The sequence below is a fragment of the Frigoribacterium sp. CG_9.8 genome, from assembly GCF_015751965.1.
GTDB lineage: Bacteria > Actinomycetota > Actinomycetes > Actinomycetales > Microbacteriaceae > Lacisediminihabitans.
In genome coordinates this window covers 85,527-99,595 of the sequence record NZ_JADOVH010000007.1, presented here as the reverse complement: position 1 = coordinate 99,595, position 14,069 = coordinate 85,527, and the positions used below count along the sequence as shown (strand labels likewise).

The following is a 14,069-nucleotide window of genomic DNA, read 5'->3' as shown; positions in this document are numbered from 1 at the left end:
AGTGGTTTAGAGGGGCAAGTTATCAAATGCGAGAGTGCGGGTAACCACGTCGCGTGCGACTGAGAGGACGGTGCGTCCTTGAGCGAAGGCATAGGCCTGCAACCGTGAGTAAGCGATGGTTGCGGTGGTATCCAGTTGGACGAGGATCATGCCTGTGGCTTGATGCACTTCCCGGCGCAGCGCCGGCACCGCTACCGATTCGGGAACATCGTCGGTGGCGAAGGTCATAGCTCGTTGCACGGCGGTGCTTGCGATCGCGGACGCAATAGCGAGAGCAGATGACTGATGGTCTTGATCCAATCCGCCAGGAGTGTCTCGGTACAACGTTGCCGCCCCTACGGTGGCTGCTCCCATTCGTATGGGGAAGGAGAAGATGGCCCCCACATTCAGCTGCCCCACCGATGCGGCAAATATCGGCCACTGCTCATGGGAGGCGGAGGAGACGTCGGGCAGCAGCACCACAGTGCCGGTTTTGGTGGCAACCCATTGGGGTCCTTCACCGAGCTCGAACTGGATTTCATCGAGGCGAGCAGCGACCGTATCGCTGGCGCACAACGCCACTTGAGCTCCCGAGGAACTGATCACCGTGACCGAAGCTCCCGAGATGGGGAGGTCGTTGACGAACGGCTGACACAAATCCAGTCTCGCCGAATTGTGCCCCTCAGTGGGATTCCCACTTGCGTCAGCCATCATCACCGTCGCGGTGATCCGCTGGCATGGACAGGGGTAGTGCACAGGAAAACATTGAGACCTCTCTCAGTGGAGCTGCGTCGGGTCAGTGACTCAACCGTATCGCATATGCACCCACTCCGTCACGAACGTGTCCGCACGAGAGGTTGTTTGTCTTATTGGTCGGGAGGCTGAGAACATCCCACCGCGGTAGTGATTGACTTCGCTGATCGTGGGCGGCACACTTAGCCAAGTCACTCTTGTCCTCGGTGTCGGTTGATTTTGCAATCGAATAGAGGACTTTATGCTGCACGCACCCGTTTCTCCTACAAATCTTGCCGAAGGTTTCCGAGTTGCCAGCACCGGCGCGGTCTCCGGCATGCGGCAATTTTCTGACGAGGTGTTGATTCTGGAACCGGTTTCGCCGCACTCGTGGAGGGTTTGCGATAGTCGTATCCCGGAAGGGATCGCCGGTCGGATGGTGGCGTTCGTGGATGAACGGGTCGGCCAATTCGAAGTGATGCAAATCGCAGCGAAGTTTGTGTGGGAAACGTTCGAGACGATGGATTTTGCCCTCCAGCATATTTCAGCCTCGCAAGCCGAACTCGACCAGGTTCGAGCCGGGGGAGATCTTTCATGGGTCAGCTGATAGTGATCGGAGACGGTTTGGAACTGGTCCGAACATCGCGCACGGACTGGCGGGTGGTGGATTCTAGAGCGCTGCAGTCGGACCCAGGGCGTGTTCTCGGTTTCATTGAGCGAATGAGGTACTCGCGCTACGAGTTGCTCTGGACAACGGAACCACCTCGATGGGCTTATGTTTCCTCCCTTCGATTGGCAGCGGCTGCCTTCGCCACAGAGCCGACGTACAGCGGCGTTACAGAACCCTCCCGCATCGTGGAACACGTCCCCGTGACCGCGCCGTTCACCAGCCCTCACTACCGTCGGAACTTCACCTCAGCCAGTCCACGGCGAGAAAGCTGACAAGGCGACGTAGCCGTTGCGCCGCTGCGGCGCTGCGGCGTTGCGCCGCTGTGGCGTTGCGCTGTTGCGGCCAGACCTTTGTAAAGCACTCCGCCGCAGGTTCCGCGCACGGGCGGGCCTCTCGAACAGCGTCCAGTGTGTGCGGAGTTGGCCTGTGTGACCTTTTGCAAAGTGGGGTACTTGACCGCATCAGCAGATCACACGTAAGTTGATGGTGTTGCTCCAGATCTCGGCGGCGGTCATTCACCGTCTGGAGAAAACATGAAATTTCTGCCGATCATCGTTGGCGTAATCGCAGCCGTGCTGCTGCTCATCGGCCATCTGGTGCAATCTTTAACCGTCCTGAACTACATCGGCACGCTGCTGGTCATCGTGCTCGTCATCATTCTGGCCAGAGGCCTCTCAGAACGGTCGAGTGTGTGAAAATGCGCGGTCATTTGTTCGTTCGATTTCGAAAAGCGACAGTGCCCGTCAGAGCGGTGGGGTCCGAAATTGTTGGAGTCCGCCAGGCGTCCAGGACGAGTGATCGATGGTAGAGCCATTAGTTCGTCGCATGCCAGATCTTGTTACTGATTCGATGTTCGCTGAGGGTCGAGCGGAAACCCTTCGTTATCACGAAGACCTTTATGCATCCACACCTCTTGGGGCCGCGAATTCTTGGCTGCTAGAGCCCGATCAACTGGTCCTGAAGGCGATAGAACTTTCCCGCGGAGCCAACCCAATTCTGGCGTTCGACTTAGGTGCCGGCGTTGGCCGTCACACGATTCCGATGGCTCAGGGCCTGGCTGCTGGGTCAAAGGTGATTGCTGTCGATGTGATCCCGTCGGCGATAGCCCACCTGAAAACTAATTGTGCTGCGGCAGGCGTGTCGGACATGGTGACACCGGTCGTGGGCGATCTGGAGAAGTTCACCTTCGACACCAGCATGGTGGCGGGTCTCATCGTCGGTTTCTCTGCGGTTGAACATGTGAGCAGCATTACGGCCATGCGCGCCCTCCTCTGCCGGTGTGCTGCAGCTACAGCCCCCGGAGGTCTGGTGGCCCTGGGTATTTTTGCCGACCGGATCGAGGAACTTGTCGATGGAACTATTCGACCAGCGCTGGTCGAGTTCGACCTCGACTCCATGACCGTGCACACGGTGCTTGATGAGGTCTTTCCGTCGTGGATCATCGAATACACCCACACCGGTGCCGAACATGTGCCCGAGGAGCGTGATGGAATTCCATACCAGTTGGAATCGACACTTATCCAATTCATCGGCCGAAAACCCCGCTGATTTCGTGTAACCCGGGTGACTGCGGGCCCTTTAGAAATTGTTCCGGGCGGTGAATGACGCTTGGCGATGAGAAGTTCTGAATCACGGAAATCACGGAAATCACGAGGACCACAATTAACACCGCGTGAGGCAGGCACCATCACAGCGGTAGGCAGTGAGCAGTGAGCAGTGAGCAGTGAGCAGTGAGCAGTGAGCAGTGGGTGGGGGGAACTGGGAGGAGATGCCTGATGTGTTTTCCGGTTCTGGAAGTCAGTGCTGAACTCTTCCCTGAGATGCGTCCCGCCATGCAGGATGTTTGGCAGGACGTGGGCCTGAGTGGGTTCGGTTTCCTGGACCTTCCTTATGGCTCGTGCCGGGGTCATGAAGCCAGTCAGGGAGGACACCCACCAGCACTGCAGTATTTACTTCGCCGTCAGCCGGTCGGGCTGCGCTGGGGATACCAGCGCGTGTGGGTGCGGAGTCACCGTAGGTGCGAGAACAAGTCGGTCGGTGGGGCTGGAGAACGAGTTTGCGCAAGTTGGGAAAGGTCTTTGATGGCGTCGTCGAGGGTTGTGTGGGTCTGCCACCGGAACCCGTCATTGATCCGCATCACCTCATAGGTGCCATCGCGTTCTTCGACGCACCCGATGAGCCCCCCGGCGTGATCCGGGACGGGTAGATGTCGCACGACCCAACTTTTTGTAGATGTTTGTTGCACCAAGATTTGGTTATCGTTGCACGCGGTTCCGACCACAGACGAGCGAACGTCGTAAATTTGGGCCAGTTCATCAATGTCCGCGAACTTCGGCCCGACAGTCGATGGTGTCATTGCTCCTCCTGAATTAGAACGGATGAGATCCGCCGCCAGGATCTGGAGCAACACCCAAAACTGTACGCTTCGATCCTCGCAACCGCTACAGGCGGCCCAGACAATGGCCTGAGACGTCCCGGTCGAGGTTCCCCTTAGGGCGGCTCTGGAAGTCGCATTTCGTCCTCATGTCCGTTCTTCGGTGCCACCGTCAAATTCTGCCTGCTTATGATCTCTTGTTGGTCCTTTGTCTTGTCGGCACAGTTTTGCCACCGCTTCACTGGAGTCAGTTCAGCGGGAGGGTCTGCTCCGTCGCTCGGAAACGGTTCACGAGCGGCCACAGATAGTCGGCCGGTCGTCCGTCGAGCAAAGAAAGGTCTGCGGCGTCGGTAACCAGAACAACTTCCGCGAACTCTGGTTCGCGCCCCATCGATTGGTCGGCGAGAACAACAGAGGCGTGACATTGACGGATGAACTCGGCGGGCAAGCTTGGGGCGGGGAAGAAAAACCCGACGTTTCCGTTGGTCGTGCGGGCCACTACTCAGAGGGTGAGCTCGTCCGGGGCGGCAGCAATTCCTGTTTCTTCGGTGAGTTCGGCTGCGGCATGGCGTCGCAGTGCGGTAGTTGTGATTTCCTGGCCCGGCGGCGGCGGCGGCTCGAGGTTGCCGCCAGGGAATTGAATCACTCCTGGACTGCTCGTCGATGCTGACATGTGGCCCACCAGCAGGCGGCCATCTAACGCGGGTTGCAGCACGCAGACGAATACCGACGACAGGGCGGGCGCGGCGCGGATCTGCCGAACCGTGCGGTAGCGATAGGTTGCGCGGGACCAGCTGACCTCGAGGTGAGGGGAGATCTGGCGGAAGTCACTGCAGAGAACTACTGGCCCATCGAACAAGGTCGGGTTTGCAGGCACCATCTCATCCCATACGCGGTCCACCGCGGCGAGCACCTCAAGCGACAACGCGGGGCCCGGAATCTCGTCAAACCGAACGTCCAGAACGTCGAACAGCATGACGCCGGACCCGAGGTCGCTGGGGTGCATGTGGGAAGTATTCCATGAACGCGCTCCTTCGGATCTCCGTGTCGGCACGCGTTGAAAACTGGTATCGACCGATGGCCGCTGATTGTTTGTCACCCAGCGCGGAGCACAGACCAGTTGGTCGGGTGAAATCGCTGTACCAGGGTATGGCTGGTCGGTTTGACGGTCGTAGAGACACTTTTCAGTCCCCTGGTCGGTGAACGGGTAACCTCGGCCCATGGATCTTCAGCTATCTGGTCGAGTGGTGCTCATTGTCGGTGGAACTGGTCTGATCGGATCAGCCATCGCGACGCGGGCCGCTGAGGAGGGTGCAATCGTTGTAGTCGCTTCGCGCCGCGGTGGTGTGGGCATTGTTATGGATGCCCGGGATGATGAATCGGTTGCCGCTGGGATCGAACAGATTGTGGAGCAACACGGTCGCCTGGATGCTGTTGTCGTAAGCGCGGCGCCAAGCGCCCAGACTCTCGATCCGACCCGTAATGCCGAACCTGCTCAGGTCGCGGAAGCGTTCGAGGGGAAGACTCTTTCGTTTCTTAGAGTGGCCAACGCGGTCATCCCGGTAATGCGTGCCGCGAACTTCGGCCGAATCGTGGGAATCAGTGGACAGAACGCCTTCATCACGGGAAATATCGCCGGCTCGATTCGGAACGCCGCGTTGATCATTACAGGGAAGAATCTGGCGGACGAACTTGCAGACACGGGTGTGCATGTCATGACAGTGAGTCCCGGAATCGTGTCCGAGAACCCCGAAGTCACGGTTCATCCAGGTAAGCCTGGGGAGTCTTCCCCCGCAGAAATTGCAAATTTGGTTACCTTTCTCATCTCCCCACTATCGGCCATCTCGGGCGAGTCCATTGCGGTTGGTCATCGCGTTCGCGGCACAGTCAGCCTGTAGACACCGGCAACTACCAAGAGGTGGGTGATGTCCGCAGCAATGGTTGCCCGATTTCGACATACTGCTGTTTCGCACACGTCAAGCTTCAACTGTGTCTAGGTAAATTCGACTCGGTGTGGTGCGGCAAATAAGCAGCGCGAAACCCCTTCCGAACTCGGGTTTCTATTCGCTGATAATGATGATTATGACAAGTAGACGATATGTCGTGATCTATCGCTACTAGATGAGTGAGTCCTAATCGGGGCTTGGCCGCGTGGAGGCTGTTAATTGTTGGCAGAGGGTGTTAAACCCTGTGTGTGAAAACCGACCTCAACACCCTCCTGACCACACTGTACAACCATCTCGACGACCGGATGCTGCCCGCGCTCGGCTTTTCGCGTGATCACCACCCAGGCCGCAAACCCGTCCTCAGCGACGTTGAGCTGCTCTGCCTGATCGTGGCCCAGCACCTGCTCGGCATCGCTTCGGAGCGGAAATGGATTCGCTACGCCCACACACATCTGCTGGGTATGTTCCCGTCGCTTCCGCAACAATCTGGGTGGAGCAAACGAGTACGCCAGTCCACCGGATTGCTATCAGCGGTGATCACCGAACTGGCACACGACACACCGTCCTGGGGTGAGATAGCCCGGCTGATCGACTCGACCCCTGTGCCCTGCGGCAAGTTCCGCAAAACGGTGAAACGCTCTGACCTCGCCGGCCACGCCGGTTACGGCTACTGCGCCTCTCACTCCCGATACTTCTGGGGATTTCGCCTCTACCTGGTCTGCGCACCCGACGGAATGCCTATTATCTGGGGACTTGCGAACCCGAAAATTGGGGAACGGGAAGCCGCCGAAACGGTGCTCCGCCATGACAAACATTTGATCCGCCCCGGCCAAATCATCATCGGCGACAAAGGCTTCGCCGGCAAAGAATTCGAAACCTTCATCACCGGAGAACTCGAAGCAGAACTCATCCGCCCCGACCGAAAAGACGAGAAGCCCCGCTTCGGGAAACTCGGCAGAATCCGCCAATGGGTTGAATCGGTGTTCGACACTATGAAAGGACAACTCACCCTCGAAGACCACGGCGGGCGCACCATCCCCGGTGTTTACTCCCGCGTCGCCGGACGCTTACTCGCCCTCGCCGCCGGAATCTGGCACAACTAGCTCATCGGAGAACCCAACAAACGATCCCTCATCGCCTACGACCATTAGGAATCACTCATCTAGGCGGGCGCGCACCTGGATGGGTCTTGTACACCGGCTTGTGCTGAGCGCGGCTTCGTTGACTCTCCAAACCTCGACCGGGGTATGGCGAAGAGCTTCGAACGGAATTGACGCATTCTCCTGACCAAGATGGTGTGAGGAGTTCTCCGCTAATCCCACAAGGTAATGAGAGGTAAACAACTGGGTCTACCGGTTTGGGCTGCGAAAGCGCACAGTTGCCATACGGAAGCTGGGTGACCGCCGGCCGCCTCAGACCCGTACCCCCAGGGTTAGGCGACTATTCCGGCGGTGACACAGCCCGACCTGCCACAACCGCAGGGCGGCGAGCCTCACTCGTGCGGACGACCGGTTGCCGATCCGCGTGAACTTGCGCGGGCCCCGCCGGACGCACCCGGTGGGATGCCGCCGCGGCCGCCATCATCCCTGCCCTGAACGGAGCCGCTCTACGGAGCCGCTGTGCGGCGCTCTTTATTGGTCGTTTTTTGTCTGTCTGGCCGGTCATCGTAGTTCGCTTCGCACCTGACGTTTCAGCCTTTCGCGGCATATCCTCACTCGCTTGCGCTCCTTGCGGTATTCCACGGTCCCTGCACTTACGGTGCTTTCGCTCTCAATCGATTCTCTTTGCCAGCCAGGCAAAAAAATTTCTAATAAAGGTGGCTGGTCTGGGACTGGCTGAGAGACTGACGGTCGGCTCTGACGCTGCGTGACTCAAAAAAATATGACCTGCGGCGAGGTGGTGTCTTGTTACTGACCCGTCCACACGTTGGGGCCGGCACGTTGGTCTGTCTGTTCGATGGCTTCATAGAAGGTCGTCCACGATTCGGGTCAACCGGCTCGTGTGACTCGTTAGAGATTCGCCTCGCAACACTCATCTCCCAGACCGACAAAACCAATTGTTCGCCAAGGGAAAGGAGGCCGCGGTGACTACCGTGGCAGAGCAGTACGAGTATGTCGTGGGAGTAGATACCCACGCCCGAACACACACCTATGCCGTCCTTGATCCGGGCACCGGTCTTACGCCAATACTTTCCCAAAGGCACTGACCTGTCGCGGTGGAGCGCGAGCGATCTTGAAGCTGTCGCTCTCGCGCTAAACAACCGGCCCCGCAAAGTGCTCGGCTGGAGAACCCCCGCGGAGGTGTTCAGCAAGCAACTACAGTTACTCCAACAAGCCGGTGTTGCAACGATCGGTTGAACTCGCCCAATACACATCGATCAAACTCACCGAGACGGTCGCGTTGGAGGGCCTGGTCCCCTCGATCGGAATCATTGGCGACGCCCACGACAATGCTGCGGCTGAAACGGTGACGGGGCTTTATAAGAATGAGCCGGTAGCGAAGAACTCGTCGTTTTTCTCCGGCCCGTTAAACGACGGTGCCGCCAACAAAACGGGGGCATGAAACCCGGAACGGTTCGTACTGGATTGAGCCTGTCCAAGATCAGGGGTCAAGCGCTGTGTAGCCGTGACCCTGATTGGTGGACTCCTCGAAAGAGAGAATGTTCGTCATGGGAAGCAAACGTCGGGAATTCGCTTCTGATTACAAGGACGAGGCCGTGAAGCTGGTAACTAACACCGGCAGACCTGTTGCGGTCGTCGCCCGTGAACTCGGCATCGTCGAGCAGACGTCCCTAAATGACATGGCGCGGGAGCGCCTGGTGCAGAGCTGGGCTGGCCCATGAGCTGCCCCGTTCACCGTTCGGCTTGCAGGCGAACTGCGTCCCCCTTCATCGGGCCTGCTTGCCGATACCGACCGAGAACGTCTCGCCGGCGAGCAGCGCTCTGACGGGTGAGCAGCACAGGCTCACCCGTGGTCCGGTGACCTATGTCTTGACCCCTGAGTACAGTCAGCACAAGGCAGACAGTCTCTGAGCTGGCCACACCCTTCGTGTCAGAGGGGACCGACAGCGACCGCTGACCCGGGCACTTACAAAAAAAGGAACATACTTTGGCTAAGCAGACACGTTTCACCTTCGATGGCGGCGCTGGAACCTACCTCGGAACGGCGATCCTCGGAGCGCTCATCACTGTATTCACGCTCGGTATCTGCTACCCCTTCGCTCTCGTTCTCACGGAGAGGTGGAAGGCAAAGCACACGTTCATCGACGGGCAGCAGCTGGTCTTCACCGGATCGGGCACCGGCCTGTTCGGACTCTGGATCAAGTGGTTCCTCCTCAGCGTGATCACGGTCGGAATCTACCTGTTCTGGGTCGCGCCACGTCTTCAGGCGTGGAAGACCACGAACCTGGAGTTCGCGAACTTGGTTGCGCCCCTGCAGGCGTTCGCCGCCAGTTCTGCCGGGCAGAACCAGCCGGTGAACATCCAGATCTCCTAGCCGCCTGATCGTGAACCCCGTCACTGGGCGTGAGGTCATCGCTCGGCAGTGGTCGTAAGAACCGGGATTGCGGGCCATAGAACGTGGGTGTGCCGCAGGCAGAAGAGCGCGCGTTACACACACCGCAAACAGGTCAGGTTGGAAGAAGCGGACGAATACGCTTTGGAACAACCGCAGGCAACCGACGTTGGATCAACTGCGCAAGCTCCTCGCGCACCTAAGCTTCCTTCACGGCCGCCGCCGAGGCTCCCAATTGGCTGGTGCTCTCCCGCGCGTCGATTGGGGGACGATGCCGCAACGCTGCTGCGCACAATTTCACCGACCAAGCGTTCGCGTTTGCCCTTAACGGCAGTGCGCTTAACGTCTCATGTCCTCATATGACGGGTCTCCAGCCGCACCCGATCGAGGTGTCCTATCGTTAGATCTCCCCGATGGACCTGCACGAAAGGCACAGTCTTGACGACGACAAGCATCAGCGAACAGGTTGACGAATTCAATGTGGGCTTCACCGCGCAGATCGGCCCCGATCTTTCGGCGGTATTTGATCGGGAGCAGCAGGACTTGAAGAGCGCCGGCGTGCCCGTTGATGCCATTGCAGTCGGTGACATCGTCCCCGACGCTCAACTCGTTGGCCTCGACGGACAGATCGTGAACCTGCTCAGTGTCACGGCCGGTCGGCCCGCCGTGCTGGTGTTCTACCGTGGCGCCTGGTGCCCGTACTGCAACATCACACTGCGCACCTACGAGCGTGATCTTCGGCCGGAGCTTGATCGTCTCGGAGTTGCGCTGGTCGCGATCAGCCCGCAGAAACCGGATGGGTCCACCGCTGCCGTCCAGGGCGGCGAACTGAACTTCCCGGTGCTGTCCGATCCGTCCAACGACTTCGTTCGGGCCCTCGGAATCGTCACGGAGCCGAGCGCGGCGGCACGGGTTGCCCACACCGAGCTGGGCTTCGATGTCGCCGACAGTAACGCCGACTCCACGGCTGGCATCCCGTTTCCAACCGTGATCATCATCGACGCGAATCACACCGTGCGCTTCGTCGACGTGCACGTGGACTACACGACGCGCACCGAGGTTCCGGCGATCCTCAAGGCCCTGGCTTTCGCGTCCTGAAGCACCGTCAATAGTCAGGCCTCTGGCATCCATCCTGTTACGGCGAGGTTGGGTCTGCTGCTCGGTTAGCTGGCAGTAGCCGAAATCCCCTGAAAACATTGGTGACAGGGGATTTCCTCGACGATGTGAGGCGACCACGACACTCTCCGCGTGCTCCTCGTCCCGCGTTCTACAAGCCCTGCTGACGCAGCAGTTCCGGAATACGCTCGCGGAAGGGGAAGAACCCGCGCGCGGCGTGTGGCCAAGCGAGCGTGTCCCAGCGCCGCCTGACGGCCGCGAGCGTCACTGCCTCGGAGGCGAGAGCGGCGCTGAGCGTCAGCATCCGTTGCTGCACCGGGCCTACCGGTGCGTTCGGCACCACCACCGTATCGAGGTGTTCGGATTCCGCCCACTTCAGAACTGTGGAGGGGAGCGCGTCGGGTAGCACTCTCGCCGGTCGCCCGAGGGCGTCTATGGCCCGCTCGGCAGCGTCATCGAGGGCTGACGCCGTGAATCGACGCACTGCATCCGAGGCTCCGGAGGGCGAGCGCTCGTCGGCATCGGTGGATCCGGCGATAGCCACGAGTCGGCTATTCGAATCAAGCCAAGAAAACTCGGCGCGCAGGCTTGCCGCGTCCAGATCCTCTTCGTGCAGCAACAGCCCCACTCGGGCGCCCGATGGGGTGGACTCGGCGGGAGCAATCGGTGCCCGCGTTGGCAGTGGCTCTTCGACGATCGCCCGTGCCGACGTGGCGAGTCCCGATGGCGAGAACCGGCCCTCGGTGTAGCGAGAAATGTTCGATGCCGTCGCGAGGTAGGTCTTTCCGGCGGTCTGGAGCCCGGCAACCCAACGCCAGGAGAGCGTGTTGGAGGCGGCATCGCCATCAAGAAGGTGTCGATAGAAGAAGTCCGCACCGAGTTGCCACGGCAGGCCGAGCGTGAAGATCCAGATGCTCGCAAACCACATACGGGTGTGATTGTGCAGGTATCCGGTGTCCACAAGCTCACGCACCCACGCATCCATCGCATCAATGCCACTGCGCCCAGCGATAGCTTCGCGGTAGCCTCCGGAGTGGGTGTCACCTGCGAGCCCGAGCTCGGCCACATCGCGGCGATACCGTCGCCACACCTCGGGATTCTGCTCGAGCCACCCTTTCCAGTACGTGCGCCAAAACACTTCCTGCACAAATTTTTCGCATGCACCGAACCGATGTTGCTCAAGCACAACCGAAACCACTTCGCGCTCGGTCAGCAGTCTGTGGCGGAGGTACGGGGAGAGACCGGAGACGTTTTCGCGGGAGGGTCCAGTGTCGTGGTTGCGGTCTCGCGTGTAATCCATTCCTGCATGAGGGAGGAACAGGTCGAGGGTTTCGAGGCCAGCAGCTCGGGTAGGAGTAAACATCTCTCTCATGATGCATCATCTGAATTTGAGAAGGTCCCGGTCGGCCCCCTGGGGCAACCCAGAACTCTTCGGCAGACGTGCGGCCGAAACGCCCGGTGGGACTCCCCACCGATGACCGCCGCACGGAGAGCCCTCTGTGGCTAAATAAAACGTGCGTCAAACAGCCACCCGCGCTGATCGGACACTGCCGGGTGCGCCTGACCCGTGAGGCCATCGAGCACATCAACCGCCACTCGGAAGCGACGGCCATCATGTCCTTCGAGCCAATCCTTCGCTCCTGGCGCAATACCCGGGCCGTGACCTTGCGCTCCGCCCTGAATCTTGAGGCGCTCGCTGAGAACTACGGGCAACTCATGGCGGGCTTGCAGCCTCACAAGGGTGCTGAAATCACCACTCTCAACCGGTTCGCATCAGTTCGGCAAAATGACGGTTACCGATCAGGGTCAACGAGGATCGACCGCAGAGCCGGTGCAAGGAGCTGGAGGAGCGATTCAGCATTCCCATCGGCGAGAGCGCTGACCGAAAATCGTCAGTCCTGTTGAGTGAAATTCCCCACAAGAGGTGCCTTCCGCACAGATGGCCTGCCGCATAGTTTGGTCACCTAAAACAATGCGAAGATTCGGCCTGCTTTTGAGAGGCTTTGTCGATGCCAAGGGTGATGTCCCCGGGGGTGATGTTTTTCCGGCGGAACTTCCGGCCGGAGCGCACCTCAATGTGAGCCGCCGGGCAGCGGATCGCGCCTTGCCAAACACCTCGACAGGCGAGGGCCGGTTTCTTCGTTGAGCGGAAAGTGATCAAGGTTGTCAGGCGCGATACCAGCGGACTGTGAGGCTTGTCTTCGCGGTCGAATTCACGAGCTCATAGCCGGGGGCGCACTTCCTGCGGGCGCGAGGCGCGCAGGGTCAGCTCTATCACCCACGACTTCTTCACCTCGGCAAGGAGTTTCTGGTCAGCCTTCGTCAGCGGGATGATCTTGCGGATCAGATCGAACGCCTCACCGATCATGGCGGGCAGCTCCCCTATGTCAACGGTGGAAGCGCGATCAAGAATCTCAGCGGCAACAACGGGGTCGACACCCTCGAGCTTCAGGAGCGCGAGGATCTCGCGGGCATCCTTCTGGCCCTTCTCGGAGAAGTGCCGGTCGAGAAGCGCCGCCATCTTGGTGGCGATGTGCGCTTCGAGTCGCAACAGGGTCCACTTCTCGAACAACAGCTCGTCGGGATACTCCGCGAGCACCTCGACTTTGAGGCGCAGCATGCCGCCAAGCTGGGATTCGTAGGGCAGGTAGATGTCGAGGTGCACGTCGTCGATCGTCGCCCGAAGTTTGCGCCCCTGATGGTTGTTACTGGGGGATAGGTCCGTCATCAGCTGCTCGAGCTTGTGGCGACTCTCTTAAGAGGTGATGAGATCGATGTCGAGGCTAATCTCCCCGCCGACACGAACGAAGGTCGCCCAGCCGCCGATGAGAATCGACGGCTCGAGGTCGTGACCGAGCCGGTCAACTAAAGCGCGGATGACTCCGCTCTCGTCTTCGTACAGATTAGGCACTGGTGCGTTGCTCCCAGTCGGCCTCGGCGAACAGTTTCGCCTTGAGGGCGCGAGTGAATTCGGCTGCCTGCCATCCGGGGCTCGCCCATAGGTCGGCGTAGGTTTGTGCGAGGCTGGCGTATCCGGATTTCCAGGTGCCTGCCGCCAGTGGATCTTCTGCCAGGATGATGACCTCGTCTCCCGCGGGGAAGTCACTTTGAGACAGTCGGCGGGTCGTGTAGACAATCCGCCGGCCCAGATCGGCGACGGTGTTTTGGCCGCCGAGGTAGTGCACTGCGGCAGTGCTGCCGCTGATCGCGTAGTCGATTTGATCGTCATCGAGAAGTTTTTGGGCGGCGGGCAAGGTTGTGGACACCATGGTGTCGGCGCGCAGGTTGCGGTGCGCTGCGAACGCTTCGAGAAGTTTCTCGGGCGAAACGACCGTGTACCCGCGGCGCGAGTTCGGGCGGACAGCACCAATATCGACAAGTCGCCCGAGCGCCTGGTGAGTCGTCGACGGTGCGACCGACGCAGCCTCAGCGATATCGTTGATGCTGTTCCAATTGCGCCGACTCTCGAGCGCCGCGTCGGCCAAAGTGCGCCAGACTATTTCTACGTTCTTCATCGCACCATGCTCGCAGGTTTCATATAAATATGAAAGCAAACATCCGTATTTATACGGAAAAGACGGAATGTCGCTTGCCAACACTCTGCCCACATCTGTGGGCAAATGAAGCAGATCGTAGATGGTCGTTATCACTCAAAAACGTTGAATCTCCGGGAAAATTTACCACTTCCCGAATGGTCGCACGGGCATTTTTTAGAGTTCGAATCCCAAGCCCTCCGCAC

At 59.5% G+C, this 14,069-nt stretch carries 16 protein-coding genes and 1 pseudogene; 10 read left to right on the top strand and 7 right to left on the bottom strand.

Features of this window, described 5'->3' with window-relative positions:
* Positions 1-6: 6 nt before the first annotated feature.
* Entirely contained in the window at positions 7-561 is a 555-nt protein-coding gene (locus IWX88_RS13185) for a GAF and ANTAR domain-containing protein (RefSeq protein ID WP_196831010.1), read from the bottom strand.
* 412 nt (positions 562-973) lie between these two features.
* Here IWX88_RS13185 and IWX88_RS13180 point away from each other — a divergent pair, with 412 nt between their 5' ends.
* From IWX88_RS13180 to IWX88_RS13170, 3 genes are all read left to right on the top strand, one after another.
* Positions 974-1,318 carry a hypothetical protein gene (locus IWX88_RS13180; RefSeq protein ID WP_196831008.1) on the top strand — a complete coding sequence of 115 codons (345 nt, stop codon included), beginning with the start codon at positions 974-976 and terminating at the stop codon, positions 1,316-1,318.
* A 596-nt stretch (positions 1,319-1,914) separates the two neighbouring features.
* On the top strand, positions 1,915-2,076 hold the full coding sequence (locus IWX88_RS13175; RefSeq protein WP_196831006.1) for a hypothetical protein: 162 nt from the start codon (positions 1,915-1,917) through the stop codon (positions 2,074-2,076).
* Between the two features lie 106 nt (positions 2,077-2,182).
* On the top strand, positions 2,183-2,929 hold the full coding sequence (locus IWX88_RS13170; RefSeq protein ID WP_370568371.1) for a cyclopropane-fatty-acyl-phospholipid synthase family protein: 747 nt from the start codon (positions 2,183-2,185) through the stop codon (positions 2,927-2,929).
* A 1,073-nt stretch (positions 2,930-4,002) separates the two neighbouring features.
* On the opposite strand, the gene IWX88_RS13165 is transcribed toward IWX88_RS13170, so the two are convergent.
* Positions 4,003-4,254, bottom strand: a complete 252-nt coding sequence (locus IWX88_RS13165) for a hypothetical protein (protein WP_196831000.1) — start codon at positions 4,252-4,254, stop codon at positions 4,003-4,005.
* 3 nt (positions 4,255-4,257) lie between these two features.
* Positions 4,258-4,731, bottom strand: coding sequence for an NUDIX hydrolase (locus IWX88_RS13160; RefSeq protein WP_196830999.1), 474 nt, complete (start codon positions 4,729-4,731; stop codon positions 4,258-4,260).
* A gap of 244 nt (positions 4,732-4,975) precedes the next feature.
* Between IWX88_RS13160 and IWX88_RS13155 the strand changes: the two genes are divergently transcribed.
* The 7 genes and pseudogenes from IWX88_RS13155 (at position 4,976) to IWX88_RS13125 (ending at position 10,312) form a co-directional block, all read left to right on the top strand.
* Positions 4,976-5,653, top strand: a complete 678-nt coding sequence (locus IWX88_RS13155; RefSeq protein WP_196830998.1) for an SDR family NAD(P)-dependent oxidoreductase — start codon at positions 4,976-4,978, stop codon at positions 5,651-5,653.
* 296 nt (positions 5,654-5,949) lie between these two features.
* Positions 5,950-6,804 carry an IS982 family transposase gene (locus IWX88_RS13150; protein WP_196830997.1) on the top strand — a complete coding sequence of 285 codons (855 nt, stop codon included), beginning with the start codon at positions 5,950-5,952 and terminating at the stop codon, positions 6,802-6,804.
* A 1,071-nt stretch (positions 6,805-7,875) separates the two neighbouring features.
* A pseudogene (locus IWX88_RS13145) lies at positions 7,876-8,058 on the top strand (IS30 family transposase); the annotation flags it as partial.
* Positions 8,039-8,263 (top strand): hypothetical protein, encoded by a 225-nt coding sequence (locus IWX88_RS13140; RefSeq protein ID WP_196830996.1) that lies wholly within the window; start codon positions 8,039-8,041, stop codon positions 8,261-8,263. The pseudogene IWX88_RS13145 and the gene IWX88_RS13140, both read left to right, overlap by 20 nt.
* A gap of 106 nt (positions 8,264-8,369) precedes the next feature.
* Positions 8,370-8,543, top strand: a complete 174-nt coding sequence (locus IWX88_RS13135) for a transposase (RefSeq protein WP_196830995.1) — start codon at positions 8,370-8,372, stop codon at positions 8,541-8,543.
* A gap of 266 nt (positions 8,544-8,809) precedes the next feature.
* The gene (locus IWX88_RS13130) at positions 8,810-9,196 is read left to right on the top strand and encodes a DUF898 family protein (protein ID WP_196830993.1); all 387 of its coding nucleotides are present in this window, start codon (positions 8,810-8,812) and stop codon (positions 9,194-9,196) included.
* A gap of 456 nt (positions 9,197-9,652) precedes the next feature.
* Positions 9,653-10,312 (top strand): peroxiredoxin-like family protein, encoded by a 660-nt coding sequence (locus IWX88_RS13125; RefSeq protein ID WP_196830991.1) that lies wholly within the window; start codon positions 9,653-9,655, stop codon positions 10,310-10,312.
* A 169-nt stretch (positions 10,313-10,481) separates the two neighbouring features.
* On the opposite strand, the gene IWX88_RS13120 is transcribed toward IWX88_RS13125, so the two are convergent.
* From IWX88_RS13120 to IWX88_RS13105, 4 genes are all read right to left on the bottom strand, one after another.
* Positions 10,482-11,702, bottom strand: coding sequence for an FAD-binding domain-containing protein (locus IWX88_RS13120; RefSeq protein ID WP_231369284.1), 1,221 nt, complete (start codon positions 11,700-11,702; stop codon positions 10,482-10,484).
* An 849-nt stretch (positions 11,703-12,551) separates the two neighbouring features.
* A complete protein-coding gene (locus tag IWX88_RS13115; RefSeq protein WP_196830989.1) occupies positions 12,552-13,058 on the bottom strand; it encodes a hypothetical protein in 507 nt (168 codons plus the stop codon).
* 27 nt (positions 13,059-13,085) lie between these two features.
* The gene (locus IWX88_RS13110) at positions 13,086-13,241 is read right to left on the bottom strand and encodes a hypothetical protein (protein ID WP_196830987.1); all 156 of its coding nucleotides are present in this window, start codon (positions 13,239-13,241) and stop codon (positions 13,086-13,088) included.
* A complete protein-coding gene (locus IWX88_RS13105) occupies positions 13,234-13,845 on the bottom strand; it encodes a hypothetical protein (protein WP_196830985.1) in 612 nt (203 codons plus the stop codon). Before IWX88_RS13105 ends, IWX88_RS13110 begins: the two co-directional genes overlap by 8 nt.
* Positions 13,846-14,069 lie beyond the last annotated feature (224 nt).